Here is a 21,407-nt window from a genome sequence, read left to right as displayed (position 1 = left end):
GAAGCAACATTAGTGCATCTGATCGAACTGATATTCGAGTATCGAGTACGAGCTATTGCCGTGCTGTATGGAGAACCTCCGGTATCAATCGTTGACCAGTGTCTTGCTAATTGCGCCAAGCTAATCTTGGTCAATCGCAATGCCAACCGTGCCGACCTTGATGTCATTCTCAGCGATGGCATCATCGGGTCTTGCCTTGCTGCTAAACGTCCGATCTTTGCCCGTTGCTAACAAGATCGCCGTCGTTACAGAGGCAGTCTTCGCTCTACCCACGTCAGACGAACAACGGCTTTTGAAGAGACAATCTAGAGAACGGCGACGAAGTTTTTTCATTGGAGCGAACGCCCCACCGCATACTGGACGGGAGGCAGCCAAAGCTCTATTGCGAAAAGCGAAAATTGACGTGGATATCTATGTAACAGACCTGTGACGCAAGGTTTCTTGTTTCCGCGAGAAAAGTTGATGATCGCTCGGTGCCAGATGGTCTCTCCATCATCGGCTTCGATAACATTCCGCAAGCGGCGTAGCTTCCTAAAATTTGACGACGATTGAGCCATCGTTCCCCGCCCTCACAGAGGCTGTCCTTGCTGCCTTGGCCACAGTAATGGCCGCATCTCCACCTAGATAGTGCCCGTGAGCGCGTTGAGCTTGCCACCGCCAGTGCCTGACAGATGTTAGCCATACAAATTCAAATTGCCAGCAATGCAAACGCGCGCAAGATTGGATACGTGCGCAATGCGGAGCGGAATTATACATGCTTGCGAATACCAATCATCCCGCAAGCACTACAATCGTCAAACACAAATCTTAATCAGGAATTTTGAGGGCAACGCCAACTTCATGCAACGCTCCTACAAATAGAAAAGATGCAGGCGCACCGTGGAATTTCCGCAAGAATTGCGGTATCCAGCCTTTCGAGGCACGTGCTCAGCCGCGTGTCGAAGCCACGTTTGATGGCGGTGCGTGTAACATGGAGCATATCTGGTGACGAGAAATTTAAAGGGAGTGGTACTGGCGGGCGGAAGAGGTACGAGACTGTATCCCTCAACGCTGATCGCCTGTAAACAATTGCTACCCGTCTTCGACAAGCCGATGATCCATTACCCCTTATCACTTTTATTGCTTCAAAAAATTAGTGATATCCTCTTTATCACGAATCCTGAGGATCTGGAGCCAATGCAGCGGCTGCTGGGTACTGGAGAGCAGTTTGGCGCCAGGTTTTCGTATATCACGCAAGATCAACCGCGAGGGATAGCGGACGGCCTATCTCTGGCTAAGGACTTCCTCGATGGTAGCCCTTTCTGCTTCCTATTAGGTGACAACATCTTGTTCGGCCAAGATGTCCGCGGAGCCATGCAGGATGCTCAGAGGTTGGTGCTGGAAAACAATGCTGCCGTCATATTTGGTTACAGGGTATCGGATCCTCAGAATTTTGGAGTGATAACGTTTAACGCCGATTCAAGTGTCGCTGAGGTTGTGGAAAAGCCATCTTCTCCCAAGTCCACATGGGCTTCCATTGGTGTTTACTTCTTTCCTGGTGATGCCCCCGAACATGCTCTCAGAGTTGTTCCATCCAGCCGCAACGAGATGGAAATTACCGAAGTCCATCGTCAATATATAGCAGAAGGCCGTTTACATGCCATCAAACTTGGTCGCGGTACTGCTTGGCTTGATACCGGCACGCCTGAGTCGATCATGGAAGCGGGAAATTTCTTGCATGCTATCGAGAAGCGTCAGGGGTTGAAAGTCTACTGCCCGGAGGAAGTTGCCTACCGCTCCGAACTGATCTCGGAAAATCAGCTGCTTGAAACAATAAAGGCTATTCCAAGCGCCAGCTATAGGGACTACCTCTTGAAAGTTCTCAACGAAAGATAGTCTTCATAACAATGGTTTTTGCGCGACTGCCAGAACACTGGTGCCGAAAGGAAGCGTCAATCTTTTAGCGAGACGCTTTCTTTCAGTACGCAACATCCAATCCACGACCAATCGGGAAAATCGTCCTGGGACATGTCGGCGCTCGGTGTTCTCAGGCACATCTCTCCTTATCCTGCCGCCCATGCTTGTTACGGTACGCAGCAAAAATACTGGCAGAACAAGAAAGCAGAACAAGTAGGAACTGAATGGGACGTCAAATCCTACGGCGCGTAAATCTTCAACAAGTTTATTTTTCGTATAGCGGCGGCAGTGTTCAGCTCTGATGTCCTCGTTTGACCAAAGCCAACTATAAGCAGGAACCGCAACGACGAGGAAACCTCCGGGCTCCAGCGCATCAAAGATACCCCTCAGTGTCTTAGCGTCATCAGCGATATGTTCAAGAACATCAAATAGACCCACACTCGGGAGGGAGTTGGCTGCGGCGCCTGCCTCCTGCATCGTCGCCTGCACTGTCGGCACGCCGCGTCTGACAGACTGCAACGCTCCAAATTCTGTTGGCTCAAGGTTCAGTGCTGCAAAGCCCTGCTTTTGCAGGGCTTTGCAGACAATGCCAGTACCGCCGCCCATATCGACCAAGGGCTGCTGAAGCTTGAATTCGCGGATAAGGTCGGCGAATACAGCATTACGGTGCCTGAACCAGAACGATTCTTCTTCGAACACGGCATGCTGCCCATGCAAGTCCTCGTCATAGGCAATTTTTTGAGTGTGCGGGCCCACCCAGCGTAGGTCACCTATCTGCTCTGCGTTTGTAAAGGAGCGGCGAATGAATGCAGCAATGTCAAGCATGGTCATGACCTGTAAAAATGAGAAACTTCATCACGAGGAAGTTGAACGCAGTAACAATGAAGATCGCAAGTACTTGAATACCACCGGAAGAGAGGCCAAACACAGGAAGATAATGATGCATGGCCATAACGAGAACATAGCCAATGGCATATAGGGCTATGTATTTCCCTATGGTCTGCTTTAACGGCGCCTCGTCCCTAAATGACAACGACCGGTTCAAGACATATCCACATAACAGAGCCCCGATATAGCAAATTGTTGCAGCTGTCTGAGGCAGGGTGTCGAGCCTCGTTAGGATGACGAACAATAGCAAGAAGGAAAGGTTTGTGACTATCCCGACAAGGCCGAAGATAATAACCTCCCGAAACCGCAGATATAATTTGAATAATGTTTGAGCCAAGATCGGATTTCCTCTGGAAACCAAGAAACGAGGCATCATTTCGGCCGGGTGAGGCATACGATGCCCGTATCACCGTCGATGAAGACCGAATTGATATCCGGCCAAACAGGACGATCCTGACATTTACGCTCGGCGGCGGCCTGCTCTGTCTCAGTCAACGATGGATAGCGGTATCCCGTTGCCTGGGAGATTAGCTGCACCTTTGCCCAACCCACTGCAAGCGCAGACACATTCATGTCGCCAATTGCTGTCGGCAAAGGTGTTGTACGCCACCATTGACCGCCAACAAACGCCACCTTGTTCATTTCGGCGAATCTCGGCTGCAGCTCCAGGCGTGAAACAATCCTGTTTGCCTGTTGCGCATCCCATAAATTGATACGGCGCTGGTCATACAAAATGGCATTGGACGCGCCGATGTAGCAGATAAGAATGACAGCGACGAGCGCCAGAAGGACACGTCTCACTGTGAGGTTAAGTTCCTGCATGGCAAGAGCCAGAACACCTCCAACGAATAGGGATGCGGGTGAGACAACACGTGGAACGATCCATATGATATTACCTGCCGCCGATGCGCTGGCAGACCAGACGAACGCCACGACGAGACATAAAAAAACCGCCCCTGAGATCCAAAATCCACGCCTCAACCATGCTTTCAAAACCAGGCAAGTTGCGCTGATTGGGAGGATGATTAACAGAAGGTTGGTTGCAAGTTTCGGCACGAGTTGCGCAGATGGATAATAGCCTAGGCTAAGCGCCTGACGAATGGCATCTGCCTTCGTACGGATATCGAGTAACCCTGAGAAGCCGTTTCGCCCATCCAGTTCCCACCCGGTATACCGAGCTACAAGAGATGCCATCAACAAATAAAGTGCCAGCGCAACCGCCATGATAGCCAGCGCCCGAATCTGGCGCTGATATCGCCGAATAATCGAAAATTCATCATCGCTTTCCCGAAGGCTTCGGGCAACAACCGATAAAAGCCATGCGGTACCAAGATGGGCGACCACCAACTGATAAATCGATATAGAGACGGCAATAGATATTACGCCTATACCCCATGCCGCTGGCTGCCGATCTTCCTGCAATGCGAATAGCAACCCGATGGCGCTGAGAAGCATCGCAAAGAAGATATTGAAGGCGGCGTCAGAAAAATAATATATTTCTGTCAGGTACGGATGAAGACAATAAACCGCAGCTAAAATCGTCGCTGCTGTAACTGTCATCGACCGAGAAATTGCGAACGCGAAAATGAGACCCGACAGAGTTAGCACCGGAACGGATAGAACCAGTGAAAACGAGTTCGCAGCCGGCCCCCAGATGCCTAGCTCTCCCCTGAGCCACCACAACGCCATCAGGCCAAAACGGCCTTGTTGAATGAGTGTCTGATATTTGACTGAGGGATCGCCAGCCGCTGCAACTTCATAAGTATCGATTGAAAGAAACGGAAAGAAAATCGTTTGTCCACGGGAGAGGACACCCAAAAAGACGATTAGTACAAATGGCTTTATAAGCCGTCCATACAATCTCCAAGGGATGGTCAATTCACTGAGCAGCAATCTGATCTCCATTTCGGTTCCTTAACCGATGCCTTGTCAAAACAAGGCTTGAAATGCAATTCCGAACCTGTTTCAACGGCACGGCAGCATTCTGTATGGCTTCTGCTGTCGAAACGCAAAGGAACTTTGTCCAAAAGATGCCCGTGCCCTTCAACATAGCCCCGTTAACAGGTCAAGAATTGGAATTCATCGCCGACGCCTTGCAGCAGAGGCACCTTTCTGGTGATGGGCGCTACACGAAGCTTTGCCAGCAGTGGCTGCAAGAGAGCGTAGGTTCTCCCTTTGCCCGGCTTGTTCATTCCTGTACTGCCGCTTTGGAAATGGCTGCCATACTCGCTGGCATAGACGTTGGCGATGAAGTCATTATGCCTTCCTTTACATTCGTTTCAACCGCCAACGCTGTTGCCCTTCGTGGTGGAATTCCCGTGTTCGTCGATATTCGCCCAGATACGCTGAATATTGACGAGACGAAAATCGAGGCAGCGATTACTTCAAGAACAAAAGCAATAATGGTCGTTCATTATGCCGGTGTCTGTGCAGAAATGAGCGCGATTTCTGCAATTGCCAACCGGCATGGGCTCACACTCATTGAAGATGCTGCCCAGGCGCTTGGCTCTTCTTATGCGGGCGTGCCAGCCGGCCGCCTTTCCGATCTTGCGTGCTTCTCATTTCACGAAACGAAAAACGTTGTTTCCGGCGAGGGAGGAGCGCTCCTAGTCAATAAAGTCGAACTTTGCGACAGGGCTGATATAATACGAGAGAAAGGTACCAACCGGACCGCGTTCCACAACGGGGTGGTTGATAAATACACATGGGTTGATATCGGGTCATCATACCTACCCGGCGAGGTGACGGCGGCGTTCCTTTGGGCACAGTTTTTGAGCGCCGGAGACTTTACATCCCGGCGGGTTGAGGGCTGGAACACGTATCACAATGCATTTGAGGCTCTGGAAGCGCAAGGCGCGGTTCGCCGACCCATTATACCGGGCAATTGCGTGCATAACGGGCATCTCTATTATCTGCTGACTTCGGGAAGAAACCAGCGTGATGCGCTGGTCGCTCGACTGCGGGCTGATGGCATTAATGCTCCATTCCACTATATCCCGTTGCACTCATCGCCTGCTGGAAAGCAGCTGTCACGCGCTGCTGGATCTCTTGATGTGACGGATGACACTAGTGACCGCTTGATACGCCTACCAATGTTCGTTGGCGTTGATGAATTTCAGTCAGAGATCATTGAGAAGATATTAAAGTTCTTCCGGGATTGGTAAAATGTGCTCTCTATCATTCGTGATCCCGGTGTACGGCTCTCCACACAGCCTAGTTCCGTTGACAGAGCGGATTGATTCTGTCTGCCGTTCCCTTGGGCGCTCCTATGAGATCGTATTGGTCGACGACAGGTGCCCGAAAGGCTCCTGGGTCGTCATCGAGAAGCTCGTAAAGGAAAGCCAGTTCATTAAAGGGCTGCGTTTGTCACGTAACTTTGGACAGCATGCGGCGATCCAGGCAGGGCTTATGAGAGCCAAGGGTGAATGGATTGTAGTAATGGACTGCGATCTTCAGGATCAACCTGAGGAAGTGCCAATCCTATTGCACAAAGCCACTCTTGGTTCCTATGATATCGTCCGAGCACGCCGGACCAATCGTAGTGATTCCCTTTACAGAAGAACGGCGTCAAAAGCCTTTTATTCCCTACTCAGTTTTCTGACCGACACCCATCAAAGTTCTGAAATTGCCAACTTTGGCGTCTATAACAGTCGCGCTATTCGTGAATTCAATCGCTGGACCGAGCAATCAAAATATTTCCCCGCAATGATCGAATGGATTGGTTTCAACCAGACGTCTATCGAAATAAAACATGCAGGACGATTTGAAGGACAATCCAGTTATACCTTCAGGAAGCTACTCGGCCTCGCGACGAACATCATTATCGGCTTTTCAGACAAGCCGCTTAAACTCATGACATTGTCTGGGATGCTGATCTCGCTGCTCACATTTGTTGGCTCCATTCTTCTGCTTATCTTGCACTTCAATGGCGTGTTTCGCGTTGAAGGATGGACCAGCGTCATGCTATCCCTTTGGTTTCTTAGCGGATATATAATCTTTGGCCTAGGACTGACCGGGCTGTACATTGGGCGTGCGCTCATAGAGTCAAAGGGCCGTCCCGTTTACATTGTTGACCGGTTTATCGAAGGCAATGGACTGGAAGACACTGCATTATGAGCCGCAAGCAGAACAATCCCCGCGTCACCTGTTGCTTGGTAGGCCTGAAGGGTTCTGTATATCTTAAGCGGGCATTAGAGCTCTGTATCCCGGTGTCGAAAGTTATTACGTACAACCAGAGCGACGACATTTCAGCTTCATTCTCAGATATTCGTCAAACGGCAATTTCTGCCGGAGTTGAGGTGGAGATCACCAAAAAGCCGCAGTTCACGGCAGACGAATTGATTTTCGTTGTTGGCTGGCAGTACCTTTTTCCAACCGTAACCCCATCGACAGTGGTGTTTCACGATTCCCTGCTACCGAGGTACAGAGGATTTGCGCCCACGGTCACGGCACTCGTCCGCGGAGAAGGCCAAATCGGAGTTACTGCGCTTCTCCCTGTTGACGAGGTAGACGCCGGCCCTATTGTGTCACAGGCGGCGTTTGAAGTAACCTACCCTTGTACCATAAAGGAAGCATTGACACGACAAGCATCCACGATGGCAGATATGTCTAAGGAAATTGCTCAATCTTGGTTATCTGGTCATATAACTGCCAAGGAGCAGGACCATTCAGCTGCAACGTATTCGATCTGGCGAGACGATCACGATTTTTTCATTGACTGGTCTTGGTCCGCTGATCAGGTCGCCCGGTTTGTTGCCGCAACAGGCTACCCCTACGATGGGGCTAAGACCGTTCTGAACGGTGAAGCAATTCGAATCCGTTCCGCATCCGTCGTCGATGACATAGTCTTTGAGGTTAGACAGCCCGGTAAAATATGGCGAATTGAAAACAATAAGCCTATGGTCGTCTGTGGCTCTGGAATGATTTGGTTGAATGATTTTTCAAGGCTTGATGGGAGTGCTCTTGTTATCGGCAGCCTGCGTAGTCGGTTCACTTGGTGAGGCCTTCTGTAGCGGGACTGCCAAGCATCCATAATGTCTCTTCTCAAATCCAAGGCGATCGCGTGACATTTGGAAAAAGAAAATTCCGGCTTGTTTATATTGTCACAGAGCAATGGTTTTTTACTACCCACTTCCTGCCGATAGCAAGAGCCGCTCGCGACGCTGGCTTTGAAGTCGTCATTGTGACCAAGTTTGGTAACGATACCGATAAACTGGAACGCGACGGGTTCCGGTTGATCAACCTCTCGGCGAATCGATCCTCAGTCGGCTTAGCCTCACTTCTATTAACAGTTTACCGGCTACGATCAATTCTCATGCAGGAGCGGCCAGATGTTATTCATGCAATCGCGCTTCGATCAGTAATTCTGGGAGGGCTTGCCAATGTTCTGGGTGCCGCCGTTCCTGGAATATATTCTCTTACTGGGCTCGGCTACCTCTGGAGTGGAAAAGCGCTGTCGTTAAGGATGGCGCGAGCTATGGTTCGGCTTGCCCTCTCCTTGCTTCCCCTGCGATCTCGGGCTGTGTTCACATTCGAGAATGATGATGACGCGAGCGAATTTCCTAAACTGGCGCATAAGGTCGTGATCGGCGGATGGGGCATTAACGTTGATACATTTCGGGTCAAGGATAATCGCGACGGCAAGTTGCCTGTAACAGTGCTTTACCTTGGCAGAATGTTGAAGGCGAAGGGAATAGACCAAGCCATTAAAGCGGTTCAGTTAGCTAGAAAGACTGAGGACTTAAACCTGGAGCTCTGGGGTACCCCCGACCCTGAGAATATAACCAGCCTGACAGAAAGCCAGCTCTTGGAATATTCCAAGCTGAACGGAATAACATGGCATGGATGGGCAGCCGATGTGTCAGAAATCTGGCAGCGTGCTGATATTGCGATCCTTCTTTCGGAGCGTGAGGGAATGCCACGTTCTCTTCTGGAGGCAGCCGCGACGGGGTTGCCGATGGTTGCTTATGATGTGGCGGGGTGCCGGTCTATCGTCAAAGACGGATTGAACGGGTTTTTAGCTCCTGCAGGAGACATCCAAGCTGTTGCGGCGGCTTTGATCAGGCTTGCTCGTGACGAAGAAATGCGGAAGCAGATGGGATTGATCTCTCGCTCGGATTTCGAACGAAAATTTTCCACCGAGAACATCGTTCCCCGAATTACTGCCATCTATTTAAATCTTGTGAGAAGTCCCGACATGCGCTAATTGCGGCATTGCAGCCATTAGAAGAAGAGAATTTTGCAAATGATCGACCTCCAGAGCTTTTACAGTGGTAAGAACGTACTTGTAACGGGTGCAGGGGGGTTTATCGGTAGCCACTTGGCCGAAGCTCTGGCCAGACTTGGTGCAAACGTGACAGCCATGATTAAATATGGCTCTTCGTCCCACTGGGGAAATCTTGAGCACGCTGACGCGGAGATCAAGCGTACACTTCACGTGGTTGCCGGAAATGTGGAGGACTCCGATTTTGTGATGAATGTCTGCCAGGCTAAAGATGTTGTCTTTCACTTGGCTGCGTTGATTGCGATCCCTTACTCCTATGTCGCGCCTAGAAGTTATGTACGCACCAATGTCGAGGGCACGCTGAACGTCGTTGAAGCTGCACGTCGCCTTGGAACGAGCCGAGTTGTGCATACCTCCACCTCCGAAGTCTATGGTACTGCCCTGCGCGAACCAATTGATGAAGATCATCCGCTGCAAGGTCAGTCGCCGTACTCCGCTTCCAAAATTGGTGCTGACAAGATTGCAGAAAGCTATTTTCGATCTTTCGCAACGCCTGTCGTTACCCTGCGTCCATTCAATACATTTGGACCGCGGCAGTCAGCGCGCGCCTTTATCCCCACAATCATTTCTCAAGCTGCCACGCGGGATATCATCGAGCTAGGCGCACTTGATCCAATGCGGGACATGACTTTTGTTGATGACACCGTGACCGGCTTTCTTCTGGCGGGTGCAACAAGCGGGATTGATGGCCAGACAATCAACTTGGGAACTGGAACCACGGCATCCATCGGCGATTTTGCAACCACCATCCTGAAGTTGATGAATTGTGACAAGCCCATAACGCAGGATCAGAAAAGATTGCGACCTGCCGAAAGTGAAGTGCTCAAGCTCGTCTCCGATAACAGTAAAGCGAAACGATTGCTCGGATGGAGCCCGGCCACATCCCCGGAAGACGGCTTAAGGAAAACAATTTCGTTCGTAGAAAGAAACATCGGGCTTTACCGTCCTTCTGAATATACCGTCTAATAGCAGAGAGAGGCCCCCCGATGAAAGCTGTCGTCATGGCTGGAGGCAAGGGTACGCGGCTGCAGCCGTTTACCGCGTCTTTTCCCAAACCCCTGGTCCCGTTGGGAGACATGCCGGTGCTGGAGCTCTTGCTACGGCAGTTAAAAGCGGCTGGGGTAGAAGACGTAATTCTGGCTGTAAACCATCTCCATCACCTCATTCGTGCCTTCTGCGGCGATGGTTCCGCATTCGGTCTGAACATTGACTACGTATTGGAAGACACCCCACTGGGCACAGCAGGACCCATTGCAGCGATCCTTGACCAGGCTGGTGAAAATTTTATCGTCACCAACGGCGATCTCCTTACAAATTTCTCAGTTGAGGAGATGAGACGGAAGCATGAAGACAGTAAGGCGAGCGCCTCAATTGCCGTTTATGAACGTAAGCTCAAGATTGATTTCGGCCTCGTGGAAGTCGACGAGCAGATGCGGTTAATCGGCTATAAGGAAAAGCCTTCCTACTCTCACCTCGTAAGCATGGGGCTCTACATCTTGAACAGGGATGCCATCGCGCCTCATCTTGAGATCGGCAAGCGTCTGGATATGCCGGACCTGATGCAGACACTCCAGGCAAACGGAAAGACTGTCCAATGTCAGCAGCAGGACTGCATATGGCTGGACATCGGTCGCCCAGACGACTACGCCTCGGCACAGGAGCTGTTCGAGACGCAACGAAGTCTTTTTCTAAAGGCATAAAGATGGCTGTAGCCCTAGTAACAGGTGCCAACGGCTTTTTAGGCAAGCATCTCTGCCGAGAGCTCGTTGTAAGGGGCGACGAAGTCATTCCTCTCATTCGCAATCAGACGGGCCAAACAATCACAGGTTTGCCGCTTTCGTCGAATTCAACGGCAGTCGAAATCTCCGCGGCACTCGACAAGATGGGTGTAGATTTCATTTATCATCTTGCCGGGAAGAGTGATGCTTCTGACTTAGAAGCTCTTTATCAGGCGAACGTCATCTATGCGCATAGAATTTTGGTTGGTGCATCGCTAACGCGCGTCAAGCCCAAAGTCGTTCTCATCGGCAGCGCAGCGGAGTACGGAAAACCCGTTTCGCCTGATATGACTGCGCGCGAGACGGACGTCTGCAGTCCTTTGTCGCCATATGGTATCTCCAAACTGGCACAAACACTTAACGGCATGGCCGCAAGCGGATCGGGTTTGCACGTCACCGTGGCACGCCTGTTCAACCCGATCGGTCCCGGCGCACCAGCAAGCACTGCGTTGGGTAGTTTCGTGCGTCAGATAAGTGCCATGAAGGACGGCGGTGGCGTTTTAAGGACAGGGTCCCTCCACAGCGTACGCGACTTCGTCGACGTGTCGGAGGCCGCACGAGTAATAGCGGAGTTGCCTCGGCTTCCCGGGACACAAGGTCAGGTATTCAACATTTGCAGTGGCGCGGGGCTGAAGTTAGAGGATATCGTTGCACAATTGATAGCGTCATCCGGTTTGAACGTTGAGCACCAGCTGCAAGGTCATCTTCGCGGTACAAGCGATCTCGACGTAGTGATCGGAAGCAATGAAAAGCTTGCCGCGCTTGGACTTAACGTGGCAATGCCTGACATTAAGGGAATTCTCTCTGCGATGCTTTCGCATGAACGCGAAGGTTAAGGACGCGCGGCCTGTGACTGCGGCCCCGCTAACCGTTGTCATACCCACATTCCGGGATGGAAATGCCCTCGCGAGGGCATTGTCATCTGTTGAAAACCAGACAAGGCCACCAGCGGAAATCATTGTTGTGGATGACGCGAGTAGCGACGACACCTGCGCGAAAATTCTGCCGGCCTTCGCACATCTGCCAATTAAGCTTTTGACGCTGACGCAAAATCTTGGGCCGGGTGGAGCGCGCAACGTAGGTATAGCGGCTGGTTGTCAACCCTATATCGGATTTCTTGACGCCGACGACGAATGGCATCCAGAGAAAATCGAGCTGCAGATGCGGCTGATGCAAGCGCCGCAACAGCCTGCGCTAACTGCCCACCTGAAGTCATTTTCTGGAAAACAATGGCCAGTGCTGACAACCGTCAGCGTTTCCGGCTTTAGCCGCACCGAAATCTTGTTAAAAAATCCCGCCTCGATATCGACAGTCTTCATCCGGCGCGATGCAATTCGCTTCATGTTCCCAGAATGGTATGCTGGTGAAGATTATGCATTCGTTGCGGCCAATTTGTTGACAGGTATCTCAGGCAGCAAGATCAATCTTGTACTAGCAAGGGCGCATAAAGCAGCTTTTGGAGCAAGCGGCCTAAGTTCGAAGATGCTCGACATGCAGCTTGGTGAGATACGAACGCATCAACTTTTAAGGCAGAAGGGGCTAATTAGGACGCCTCAATATTATGTCTTGGTCGTCTGGACAGTCATGAAGTTTATGCGCCGACTTGCCCTTCAATGTCTCCGCCGACTGCGCTCCGACTACTGACCCCGCGTTTTGCTTCTATTGCGGCTTCAAGGGCATTGACGTAATCGCAGCCCATTTTCTGCACGGAGAATAGCTGATTGGCGCGCGCTCGCGCTGCTCTTTTCATGGATGCCAATTTGACTTTATCAGAAATCAGCAAACGTATCGCGTCTACGAAGCTGGACTTATCAGCAGGCGCGCAAAGGATGCCGGCACCCGATCCTTCAATCAGCGCCGGAACGCCGCCAACGCTTGACGCAATCACGGCGCAACCCGATGACAAAGCTTCCAACAATGCAATTGGGCGGCCATCAATACGGGATGGCAACACAAAAATGTCGTAGGTTGCAAAGTATTCTTTTGTGCTATCGACCATTCCCAAAAACTGAAATCGAGAAGATATAGGTAGTTTGCTGATTGCTGTCTCGATCTCGTCTTTGAGCGGCCCCCCACCCGTCATAATGAAGCGCAGCGATGGCTCATCGCTGAGTGCAGCAGCGAGTTGAACAAAAATGTCAGGCGCCTTTTCGTCGGCCAACCGACCAGAAAACCCTATGACAATATCGTCATCCTGAAGGGCGAGTTCATTTACCAACCTGTGCGAACGTTCAGTATCAAAAGCTGCCACATCGACACCGCTTTCAACCAGGTGTATTTGCTCGCTTGCCCAGCCTTGCTTCTTCATCCAAGAAATGACTTCAGGGTTTTCTGCTATGGCCGATGTCAGGAACGGCCGAAATTCAATATGAGAATGTGTATGACCTTCTGTATTGAACAACAGATCCACGACAGCCATTTTTGGGTAAGTCGCCGCAAGATTCGGGAGAAGTTCGTAAAAAACGCGGCTTCCGGCCAGCAATGCCACATCAAACTGGCGGGACCGGATAAGGTAATGAAAAAAGCTTCCGTACTCCCATTCATGTAAGAATCGTGGGAGCAAATAGACTTCATTCGTAATTTCTTTGAACCACGCGCTCGCGTCATCGAGCCCCTGCTGCGGTAGCGTAGAAACGACTGTCACACTCCACCCCTCATTGACAAGGTAGCGGATCACTGACGCAAGAAGCTTCTCGGCACCTCCAATGATCATGAACGGAACTACAACCAGCAAAGACCGACCGGCTGACCTCTTCCACGAGAGAGGGAGCTTTCCTTCAGGGACGCGAATCTGCCGGCGCAATGCGTTGCATTTGGAACGTGTCATCGCATCCGCTGTGAGTAGCACCTTGTTCCTGTTCATGATTGATTTTCGCTGATAGGCTATGCTTCGGACGTCCGAGGATGATAACGACCCTCTGTCATGGACAAAGTAATTGAAAAGATGTTCGCCCGTAATATTGCGAACCCGAGCACCGGCGGCCACACAACGCAACCAAAAATCCCAGTCTTCAGCAACGTGGTCTTGACCCTTTCCGGTATCGAAATAGCCTCCGACCTGCTCCCAAAGACTTCTACGAAAGACAGCGCAGGTGGTGATATGGTTACCATTTACCATGGCCTCTAGATCAGGCGATTCCATCACATCGATCTTACCCGTGCGGGCACCGGTAAAATTTATGCCGGTGGAGACAATGTCGTAAAAATGTGCCTCCAGAAGATAAGCGGCTTTTTCGAGGTATGTAGGATCCAACGTGTCGTCGGCATCGAGACAGCAGATTAATCTTCCTTTCGCAGCCAAAATCCCCGCATTGCGGTTTGCCCCAACAAGGGTCGGCTTATCATGGACAATGACACGAGTTTTTGGTGTCTGCAGCTTTCTGACAATCTCGGGGGTTTCGCCATCCGTAGATCCGCCCTCCACAACTATGATCTCAAGATCCTGGAACGTTTGATTGAGAATGGAAGCGATGGCTCCTTCCAGATATCGGCCATAGTTGAAACAGGGAATAATAACGGATAACAGCGGACTGTCTGCGTTGTCGTTCGTCTGTGATCCAGATCCTTCAAGCAGAGGTCTAGCCGCTATTGAAGAAATATCGTCCGCATCGACAGTCAAATACTCGATCGGCGCTAGTTGGACGGAAGCAAACTTGCGGCGCAGCGTAACATAGATCACATCCAGCCGACCGCTACAAACCAGCACTAAAGCTGTCCTCAGCAGGTGAAGCGCGCGAATAACGCGCGCGCGGAGAATCGATCTCATTCTGTTGATCCGGTTTGGCCTCACCGCGTGAGATCCAATATGAAAGTTACTATCATTGCTGAATCGCGTGCCTCGGAGGGATCGGGTGCATAAGCATCATGCCTGGCTCTCTCTCGATGCCAAATAAGCCTGCGTCACCTCATCGACAGGGCCAATCGCTTTTGCGACACCTTTATCCAACCAGAGAGCTGTCTTGCAGAACTGTTTAGTAATCGAAATATCATGGGACGCGATCACAAAAACGCTTGCATTACCGAGGATTTTTTCAATGCGTTTTCTTGCTTTGGTAATAAACTGAGCGTCGCCCGCATTGATCATTTCATCCATGATGACGATGTCCGGTTCGATGGAAGTCGAGATGGCGAATGCCAGCCGTACAAACATTCCGGAGGAATAGGTGCGTACTGGCATATCCAGAAAGTCTCCAAGCTCGCAAAACTCGGCAATGGACGGAGCGAGTTCGGAGGCTTCCTTGAAGGTGAGCCCCATGAATGCACATCGGAAGATAATATTGTCCCAGCCGTTGGCTTCCATGTCCATACCGAGCGTAATGTCGGTAAACGAACTTATACGCCCCTCAATATCCACCGTGCCTCTCAGCGGCGGGTAAACCCCCGCAAATGTCCGCAGAAGAGTAGTCTTACCGGCACCATTGTGGCCCAGTAAGGCGATACGATCACCATTCTCCAGATTCAGAGTGAGATCCTTGATCGCGTCGACAACCACTGTATTGTTGTGCGAAACAATGTTGCCACCGAGCTTGGAAAACACCGCTGTTCTAAGCGACCTCGAATGCGAGTTAAAGATTGGGTAGGAGATGGAAACGTTATTGAGGTGGATGTGTGCCATGTGTCAGATCCAGTAAATCGCGCGTTTATGGTACGCACCGATGATGGGCAACCCTACCAGCCAAGTTGTAGCAGTGTAGGCAAATCCAACAAGCCACACGGACACTGACGTTTCCACCCCCAGAAGCGGATCACGGACAAGCGATAGAAACACGGAAAACGGGTTTACCAGGTTGATCCACTGATAGTTCTGGGGGATGAACTCAGGTTGCCAGAGAACGGGGGTTATGAAATAACCAATCTGTATGATGCTCTGCGTCAAGGGAGCGGCGTCTCTAAAACGAGTAGTGATGAGCGCAAGCACATAGCAAGCAGGGAGCAGGAACATTAATGTCAGCAAAAGTCCGGGAAACAGTAAGAAGATCTGCCACGTTGGCATTACATGAAAAAAGGTAAAAACGACTACTATGATTACGGAATTATACCCTACGGTAATCAAATTGCGGTAAATTAGAGAATATATTGCGACAGAGAAACTTGTCTTTTGATTAAGAAATAGATTGCCGATGGAGATTAGCGCTCCAGTGGATTCGGTCAATGTGCTGGAAATAAATCCCCAAACTATCATAGCCACGGTTATATAGGGCATAATGCTAGAAACTGGCATTCGCCAGAGCAAGGACCAGACGAGCCCAAGCGACAAGATGGTCACCCCAGTAGAAAGCGTTATCCAAAGTTGCCCAAACTTGGACCTTGAGTGCCTACGACGCAGGTCTGCTGTCCCGAGCAAGTGCCATATGCGCCAGCTCCTGATACCATCCATAAACTCGGCAGAGCCGGCAGAGTACGATCTATAGAAACTCATCACGCTGACATCACCAGATAATTTCATATTCACGACGGCATTTAGTTTGCTTAGGTATGCTTTGACAAGTCGCTGACGTACGAAGCAGCGTTATCGTACCTCAAATATGGCTTTGGCCAACGATGACCTGCCGCTCCAAGCTCGCCTATCGCGTTGCTAACCTGTCATCTTTTTCAGATAATTAAGCTCGAAACATGCATCTCGGATGGTTCGAACTTCTTTACTCTGACGCATACCAAGTTGATCCGCGAAGTTATGGGTAACCCACGTAAAACAGTGAGATCTTATGGTATTTCACTGTCCAAGCCCAGCTCACTTTTGATGGTGCTTAACACCGATCCGCTTGGCCCGAAACGCCAATGTTGGAAGCACTTTTGCTAAATATGCAGCTTTATTGCGTCTGACCATCTATCTGTTGATGATGCACATTACAGCAACCATCCTTGATGTGCGGCTTCGTTTTTTGCCCCTGAATTCCAAGCCGATCATTTTAAGCAACACTTGACGTGAGCGCCGGGCGTTTGCAATACAAGTGCACCTGAATTCAGCTGAGATCTAATTCGACGTCCCGCGCCACACATTCTGGCACAGGAATCTGTGCGTTCACTGAATGTTGCGCTATTACAACCGCATTGATAAGGGTGCATTTGAGAGGCAAGCCATAAGATGAGAAGAGCGATTTTTGCATGAGAGTGATGGTAACCGGCGGTGCTGGCTTTATCGGATCGGCGGTTGTGCGCCATCTAGTCCTGGAAAAGGGCTTCAGTGTTCTCAACATTGACAAGCTTACCTACGCGGGTACCCTCAGCTCGGTTCAGACGGTTAATGGTAATCCCGGATATCATTTCCTCAAAGCGGATATTGTGGATGGCAACGCAATCAGCGCTGCATTTGAAGCCTTTCGACCCGACCGGGTCATGCATTTGGCGGCAGAAAGCCATGTTGACCGTTCAATTACCGGCGCCCAAGCTTTCATTGAAACGAATGTCTCTGGTACCTTTACGATGCTGGAATGTGCCCGCAGGTACTGGAGTAGTCTTCGGGGACAGCCTAAGGAACAATTCCGCTTTCTCCATGTCTCGACTGACGAAGTTTATGGATCGCTCGGCTCTGAGGGACTCTTTAACGAAGAAACGCCTTATGATCCAAGCTCACCATATTCCGCTTCGAAAGCCGCATCTGATCATCTAGCGAAAGCCTGGGCACGCACCTATGGACTGCCAGTCATTGTGTCCAACTGTTCAAACAACTATGGACCCTATCATTTTCCTGAAAAGCTTATTCCCTTAACAATTCTAAACGCGATGGAAGGAAAACCTCTTCCCGTCTACGGAAGCGGCTGCAATATCCGTGACTGGCTCTATGTGGAGGACCACGCCAGAGCCTTGGATATCATTGCAGAGCGTGGCCGCGTCGGCGAAACGTATAACGTTGGCGGCCGTAACGAGCGTCGGAACATCGACGTCGTCAACCGCATATGTACTTTGCTAAATGAGATTCGGCCCGAGGGACGGAATCATCAAGAACTGATTACCTATGTTCCTGACAGGCCCGGCCATGATGCGCGGTATGCTATCGATGCCACAAAGCTCGAAACGGAATTAGAATGGAAAGCATTGGAAAATTTTGACAGCGGCATAGAGAAGACGGTTCACTGGTATCTTGCGAACGAATGGTGGTGGGCACCCTTGAGAGAAGGCTACAACGGCAACAGGCTGGGCCTCCTGTCGTCGACCTGAAGCCGTCATATTGCATTAACAAATTGTATCAAGCCACGCCCTTCAAACTGAAAGATCAAGAAGGCGAAGCGAGGGCCTTGGCGTAATCGTCAAACATTCTAAGACGATCAAACCGTTTTGTCGCAACCGACCGGCTATTCGACATCACCGACAAACGCAGAGACGAATCGGCGATCAAATCCGAAAGTACAGACGCTATACTATCAACATCTAACGGGGATCGTAGATAACCGTTGACGCCTTCCTCTATCAGCTCTGGTATACCTCCCACGGGGGCGCCAATGACAGGTATGCCACATGCATTCGCTTCCATTATGATATTGGGGCGTCCGTCAAGCTTTGAAGGCACAACAAGGCAATTTATCTTGTACATTGCATCTCGAACATGGGCGATATAGCCCTCGAGCGTGATGAGGGCAGATGCTGGGCTCGATCGGATGCGTTCCTCCACCTCCTTTAATTGTGGACCTTCACCAAACATGCTGAACCGCAAGTTGGGTACTCTAGATACTAGCTGTTCAGCAAGCTCGATGAAGCCCAAAGGATTTTTCTCCGGCGACATACGACCGACATAGCCAACGACAAACTCGTTCTGATTTCCTGCGGGATTATTGGGCGGGATAAAATCGGTGAGATCAATACCGCTCTCTACGACATAGATCGTCTTGTTTGACAGCGTCGTATTTTCACGAATGAACCTCTCCATCGCGCGGCTCTCGACCAACGCCGCGTCAAATGTTGCCTCGTAGAGAAAGTGGTTCACCGTATGACCTATCGGATTATACAGTAGGTCGTAAATCTGCAGACTTGGCACTCTCTCCCGTATATACGGGATTTGCCTATAGGCATGCGGAGCGCCGATTTGCAGAAGGAGATGTGTGTCTCTTTCCCGACAAGTCTGGACTATCAGGTTAACGGCTTCTGACGGCGCCAAATCAACCAGGTTCAAGATGCGACCCGCGTCCCTGAAATCAGTGCAATCGTCCGAACTATAGCCTTCGGCTTTCGGCATGTAATAGCCAATAGTGATGTCGAACCCACGGTCCCTCATCGCGCGCAATACGATCAGTGAGAGGGCGCCTTTCACGAGAAATGGCAAGAGTGCGATGACCGATTTCCTGTCACTCATCCGATTTCTTTCCTTCTTGATGAGAGGTCATCGGGCGAGACCGCGCATGGTGTTACGGAGGAACCTTCCGAGCCAATTTCCCTTCAGCAGCGTTGGGTTCCTGGGGGACGCCTCTGCAAACGCTTTCCAGTAATCGCGTGCCTCGATGTACTGGCTGATATCGCTATAAAGTTTTTCTATTAGACGATCCTTACCGCTATCGACTCCAAGAGAAACAGCGAGCATCCTTTTCCCAATCATCTCTAACTGAGGATTATCGCTTTTCAAAAAAACGCTAAACTCCGCGAAATTCTCCAAATTCAGATCCATGAACAGCGCGGCAAAAAGCCGATAACGGCTCTTGGTATCAACGGCCGAAAGAACGGGATCGTGAGCTACTGCTCGGACGAGATTTTCAAAACTAGGCCAAGCCGCAATTGCTTCTGCGTGAGGGCGAAGATTACGAATGCCAATCCACGCTTTCTCCAACATTGCACCTATCGGGTCGCCATGGGTAACGCCTCTGCGCTGAATTCTAGCGAATGTCAGCTTTTCCGGGACAATGTCAAAACGACATCCCAATCTCAGGGCCCGGGTCCACAGTTCATAATCCGGAGCCCGCACCATATCCGCATCGTCGAGCCCGATTCGCAGGTGAGCAGACCGGCGAACCATGGTTGATGACCTGCACAGCGTGTTTCGGCCAATCCACGAGTCCAAGAGGTTTAGATCTATCCCCGAATTGCTATACTGCTCAAACTTTATCCTGTCCGGATGCGGGTTGCCGTTCTCGTCAAAAAACGACACATGGCTGCCGATAATATCAACGTCTGGTTTGGCGTGGACTGCCGCAAGTTGCGCCGCTGATTTTTCCGGAGCAATCCAGTCGTCCGCGTCAAGATTAACAAGCCAATCCCCCTGAGCCAACTCCACAGCTCGATTGTACGAACGTGCTCCGCCCAAGTTAACTTCATTGCAGTACAAACGGATGCGGGGATCCTTGAATTGCTCTACGACAGCCCGAGAGTTATCAGTAGAAGCATCATCTACAACGATAATTTCGAAGTCTCTAATTGTTTGCCGTAAGATGCTGTCAATAGTTGATGCAATATAATTTTCGTAATTGTAAGATAGAATTATAAAGCTCAAAAGAGGCGGAGCACTTACCGCAGGCACTGGACAACCTCCCTGACTTGGTTCTGGGTTATGTCATGGTAGAATGGGAGACCGATAATCTGCTCCGCAACGATATCAGTTACCTCGAGTTCTGCTCGAGGTAACATCGCAAACGCTGGATGGGTGTGACATCCACGGCCCCACCAACGGCGCCATGATATCTCGGCTGCGTTGAGTCGTTTGATGGTTTCGTCAACATCGACTCCGGGAATTCGGATATTTAAGGTCGATGACACCCAATTTTCGCCAGCGCCATTTTGCAAGCAAGCCTTCTTATTTGGCAACTCAGCCCTGTACAAATCAGTCGCAGCTTTCAACTGCAATATTCGATCAGGTAAGGTATCCAAAGCCGCCAGCCCGACCGCTGCAGCATACTCCGAAATACGATAATTGCCGCCTCGAATGTGTGACATTCTATCGCCACCCATGAAGCCAAAGCCTGTCATTGAAGTGATGCGAGCGCCCAGCTTGCTATCTGAGGTAAGGATCGCTCCTCCTTCGCCTATGCCGAGCGTCTTTGTGGCATGAAGACTAACGCATATAGTGCTTTTGCCGACTTCGGTGATGGATGTGATTGCCGCAGCGCCATCAAAGACTACGGGTATGCCATATTCCTCAGAAAACGCGTCCCAAGCGTCTATCTCCAGGGGCGCACCAAAAGCACTTACGACAAGAATAGCGGCTGGCTTTTCGCTCCCGTCCCGAAGTGCTTGCTTCACGATTTCCGGCGTTAACATGAGGCTGTTCTCATCAACATCGAGAAAATAGGGGGTCAAGCGGGCATTGACGACCGCATGGGCGCTGGCGATAAATGTGTATGCTGGCATGAAACAATACCCACCGCGGGGCAGATCCAATGCACGCAATGCTAATTCGATTGCGATTGTACCGTTGCAGGTAAGGGCAATGGCTGCAGCATTGGTAAGATCCCCTAGTCGGCTTGCGAACTTGCGGTGAAGAGCGCCGAAGTTGCTGTACGTGCGTGAGTCGTCGATTAGCCGAAGGTATGGAATGAGAGCTTCAACTTCAGGCAGCTTGGGCACAAGCACTGGTATCACAGGGTACTCCGCAGATAATAAACGGTCTCTTTATCGCACTAGAGCTTTAAGCTGAGCCGTGC

General features: G+C 50.7%; 19 protein-coding genes. 10 read left to right on the top strand and 9 right to left on the bottom strand.

The genetic code is table 11. The annotated features are described in order from the left end of the window. The first annotated feature begins 984 nt into the window (after nt 1-984). A complete protein-coding gene (locus AC0JZ1_RS01035; RefSeq protein ID WP_471880588.1) occupies nt 985-1,875 on the top strand; it encodes a sugar nucleotidyltransferase in 891 nt (296 codons plus the stop codon). A 3-nt stretch (nt 1,876-1,878) separates the two neighbouring features. Here AC0JZ1_RS01035 and AC0JZ1_RS01030 read toward each other — a convergent pair whose 3' ends face one another. The 3 genes from AC0JZ1_RS01030 to AC0JZ1_RS01020 are packed head-to-tail and all read right to left on the bottom strand — an operon-like array spanning nt 1,879 to nt 4,677. Next, nucleotides 1,879-2,721, bottom strand: coding sequence for a class I SAM-dependent methyltransferase (locus AC0JZ1_RS01030; RefSeq protein WP_471880587.1), 843 nt, complete (start codon nt 2,719-2,721; stop codon nt 1,879-1,881). Further along, the gene (locus AC0JZ1_RS01025) at nt 2,714-3,121 is read right to left on the bottom strand and encodes a GtrA family protein (RefSeq protein WP_471880586.1); all 408 of its coding nucleotides are present in this window, start codon (nt 3,119-3,121) and stop codon (nt 2,714-2,716) included. The genes AC0JZ1_RS01030 and AC0JZ1_RS01025 overlap by 8 nt, the downstream gene beginning before the upstream one ends. Nucleotides 3,122-3,156: 35 nt before the next feature. Beyond that, complete coding sequence (locus tag AC0JZ1_RS01020) at nt 3,157-4,677, bottom strand: glucosyltransferase domain-containing protein (protein WP_471880585.1); 1,521 nt, start codon at nt 4,675-4,677, stop codon at nt 3,157-3,159. Between the two features lie 95 nt (nt 4,678-4,772). Here AC0JZ1_RS01020 and rffA point away from each other — a divergent pair, with 95 nt between their 5' ends. The 8 genes from rffA (at nt 4,773) to AC0JZ1_RS00980 (ending at nt 12,489) form a co-directional block, all read left to right on the top strand. After that, nucleotides 4,773-5,948 (top strand): dTDP-4-amino-4,6-dideoxygalactose transaminase, encoded by a 1,176-nt coding sequence (rffA, locus tag AC0JZ1_RS01015; RefSeq protein WP_471880584.1) that lies wholly within the window; start codon nt 4,773-4,775, stop codon nt 5,946-5,948. Between the two features lies 1 nt (nt 5,949). Next, nucleotides 5,950-6,900, top strand: a complete 951-nt coding sequence (locus tag AC0JZ1_RS01010) for a glycosyltransferase family 2 protein (RefSeq protein ID WP_471880583.1) — start codon at nt 5,950-5,952, stop codon at nt 6,898-6,900. Further along, on the top strand, nt 6,897-7,784 hold the full coding sequence (locus AC0JZ1_RS01005) for a methionyl-tRNA formyltransferase (RefSeq protein WP_471880582.1): 888 nt from the start codon (nt 6,897-6,899) through the stop codon (nt 7,782-7,784). Before AC0JZ1_RS01010 ends, AC0JZ1_RS01005 begins: the two co-directional genes overlap by 4 nt. Nucleotides 7,785-7,846: 62 nt before the next feature. Next, complete coding sequence (locus tag AC0JZ1_RS01000; RefSeq protein WP_471880581.1) at nt 7,847-8,989, top strand: glycosyltransferase family 4 protein; 1,143 nt, start codon at nt 7,847-7,849, stop codon at nt 8,987-8,989. A 39-nt stretch (nt 8,990-9,028) separates the two neighbouring features. Continuing rightward, nucleotides 9,029-10,033 carry an SDR family NAD(P)-dependent oxidoreductase gene (locus AC0JZ1_RS00995; protein ID WP_471880580.1) on the top strand — a complete coding sequence of 335 codons (1,005 nt, stop codon included), beginning with the start codon at nt 9,029-9,031 and terminating at the stop codon, nt 10,031-10,033. Between the two features lie 20 nt (nt 10,034-10,053). Further along, nucleotides 10,054-10,767: a nucleotidyltransferase family protein gene (locus tag AC0JZ1_RS00990; RefSeq protein WP_471880579.1), complete on the top strand. Its 714-nt coding sequence runs from the start codon at nt 10,054-10,056 to the stop codon at nt 10,765-10,767. Between the two features lie 2 nt (nt 10,768-10,769). Then, complete coding sequence (locus AC0JZ1_RS00985; protein ID WP_471880578.1) at nt 10,770-11,681, top strand: NAD-dependent epimerase/dehydratase family protein; 912 nt, start codon at nt 10,770-10,772, stop codon at nt 11,679-11,681. Further along, nucleotides 11,665-12,489 carry a glycosyltransferase family 2 protein gene (locus AC0JZ1_RS00980; protein WP_471880577.1) on the top strand — a complete coding sequence of 275 codons (825 nt, stop codon included), beginning with the start codon at nt 11,665-11,667 and terminating at the stop codon, nt 12,487-12,489. Before AC0JZ1_RS00985 ends, AC0JZ1_RS00980 begins: the two co-directional genes overlap by 17 nt. On the opposite strand, the gene AC0JZ1_RS00975 is transcribed toward AC0JZ1_RS00980, so the two are convergent. The 3 genes from AC0JZ1_RS00975 to AC0JZ1_RS00965 form a co-directional block, all read right to left on the bottom strand. Then, complete coding sequence (locus AC0JZ1_RS00975; RefSeq protein WP_471880576.1) at nt 12,437-14,611, bottom strand: glycosyltransferase; 2,175 nt, start codon at nt 14,609-14,611, stop codon at nt 12,437-12,439. The genes AC0JZ1_RS00980 and AC0JZ1_RS00975 overlap by 53 nt on opposite strands. A gap of 96 nt (nt 14,612-14,707) precedes the next feature. After that, entirely contained in the window at nt 14,708-15,460 is a 753-nt protein-coding gene (locus AC0JZ1_RS00970) for an ABC transporter ATP-binding protein (protein WP_471880575.1), read from the bottom strand. 3 nt (nt 15,461-15,463) lie between these two features. Beyond that, nucleotides 15,464-16,222 carry an ABC transporter permease gene (locus AC0JZ1_RS00965; protein ID WP_471880893.1) on the bottom strand — a complete coding sequence of 253 codons (759 nt, stop codon included), beginning with the start codon at nt 16,220-16,222 and terminating at the stop codon, nt 15,464-15,466. A gap of 728 nt (nt 16,223-16,950) precedes the next feature. Here AC0JZ1_RS00965 and rfbB point away from each other — a divergent pair. Further along, nucleotides 16,951-18,003 carry a dTDP-glucose 4,6-dehydratase gene (gene rfbB / locus AC0JZ1_RS00960; RefSeq protein ID WP_471880574.1) on the top strand — a complete coding sequence of 351 codons (1,053 nt, stop codon included), beginning with the start codon at nt 16,951-16,953 and terminating at the stop codon, nt 18,001-18,003. 55 nt (nt 18,004-18,058) lie between these two features. Here the strand turns inward: rfbB and AC0JZ1_RS00955 are convergent, their stop codons facing one another. The 3 genes from AC0JZ1_RS00955 to AC0JZ1_RS00945 are packed head-to-tail and all read right to left on the bottom strand — an operon-like array spanning nt 18,059 to nt 21,345. Next, nucleotides 18,059-19,132: a glycosyltransferase gene (locus tag AC0JZ1_RS00955; RefSeq protein ID WP_471880573.1), complete on the bottom strand. Its 1,074-nt coding sequence runs from the start codon at nt 19,130-19,132 to the stop codon at nt 18,059-18,061. Nucleotides 19,133-19,159: 27 nt separating this feature from the next. Further along, nucleotides 19,160-20,287 carry a glycosyltransferase family 2 protein gene (locus AC0JZ1_RS00950; protein WP_471880572.1) on the bottom strand — a complete coding sequence of 376 codons (1,128 nt, stop codon included), beginning with the start codon at nt 20,285-20,287 and terminating at the stop codon, nt 19,160-19,162. Next, nucleotides 20,275-21,345 (bottom strand): DegT/DnrJ/EryC1/StrS family aminotransferase, encoded by a 1,071-nt coding sequence (locus tag AC0JZ1_RS00945; RefSeq protein WP_471880571.1) that lies wholly within the window; start codon nt 21,343-21,345, stop codon nt 20,275-20,277. The genes AC0JZ1_RS00950 and AC0JZ1_RS00945 overlap by 13 nt, the downstream gene beginning before the upstream one ends. Nucleotides 21,346-21,407 lie beyond the last annotated feature (62 nt).

This window comes from Affinirhizobium capsici (assembly GCF_977018625.1).
Note: the sequence above shows the minus strand (reverse complement) of the source record. Positions and strands in the feature narration are given on the sequence as shown.

What these genes read in the sequence shown, in the direction of transcription:
- rfbB (WP_471880574.1), top strand. Translation starts at nt 16,951, where the DNA reads ATGAGAGTGATGGTAACCGGCGGTGCTGGCTTTATCGGATCGGCGGTT.
- AC0JZ1_RS01030 (WP_471880587.1), bottom strand. Translation starts at nt 2,721, where the DNA reads ATGCTTGACATTGCTGCATTCATTCGCCGCTCCTTTACAAACGCAGAG.
- AC0JZ1_RS00980 (WP_471880577.1), top strand. Translation starts at nt 11,665, where the DNA reads ATGAACGCGAAGGTTAAGGACGCGCGGCCTGTGACTGCGGCCCCGCTA.
- AC0JZ1_RS00990 (WP_471880579.1), top strand. Translation starts at nt 10,054, where the DNA reads ATGAAAGCTGTCGTCATGGCTGGAGGCAAGGGTACGCGGCTGCAGCCG.
- AC0JZ1_RS01005 (WP_471880582.1), top strand. Translation starts at nt 6,897, where the DNA reads ATGAGCCGCAAGCAGAACAATCCCCGCGTCACCTGTTGCTTGGTAGGC.
- rffA (WP_471880584.1), top strand. Translation starts at nt 4,773, where the DNA reads ATGGCTTCTGCTGTCGAAACGCAAAGGAACTTTGTCCAAAAGATGCCC.
- AC0JZ1_RS00965 (WP_471880893.1), bottom strand. Translation starts at nt 16,222, where the DNA reads ATGGATGGTATCAGGAGCTGGCGCATATGGCACTTGCTCGGGACAGCA.
- AC0JZ1_RS00995 (WP_471880580.1), top strand. Translation starts at nt 9,029, where the DNA reads ATGATCGACCTCCAGAGCTTTTACAGTGGTAAGAACGTACTTGTAACG.
- AC0JZ1_RS00970 (WP_471880575.1), bottom strand. Translation starts at nt 15,460, where the DNA reads ATGGCACACATCCACCTCAATAACGTTTCCATCTCCTACCCAATCTTT.
- AC0JZ1_RS01010 (WP_471880583.1), top strand. Translation starts at nt 5,950, where the DNA reads ATGTGCTCTCTATCATTCGTGATCCCGGTGTACGGCTCTCCACACAGC.
- AC0JZ1_RS00975 (WP_471880576.1), bottom strand. Translation starts at nt 14,611, where the DNA reads ATGAGATCGATTCTCCGCGCGCGCGTTATTCGCGCGCTTCACCTGCTG.
- AC0JZ1_RS00955 (WP_471880573.1), bottom strand. Translation starts at nt 19,132, where the DNA reads ATGAGTGACAGGAAATCGGTCATCGCACTCTTGCCATTTCTCGTGAAA.
- AC0JZ1_RS00985 (WP_471880578.1), top strand. Translation starts at nt 10,770, where the DNA reads ATGGCTGTAGCCCTAGTAACAGGTGCCAACGGCTTTTTAGGCAAGCAT.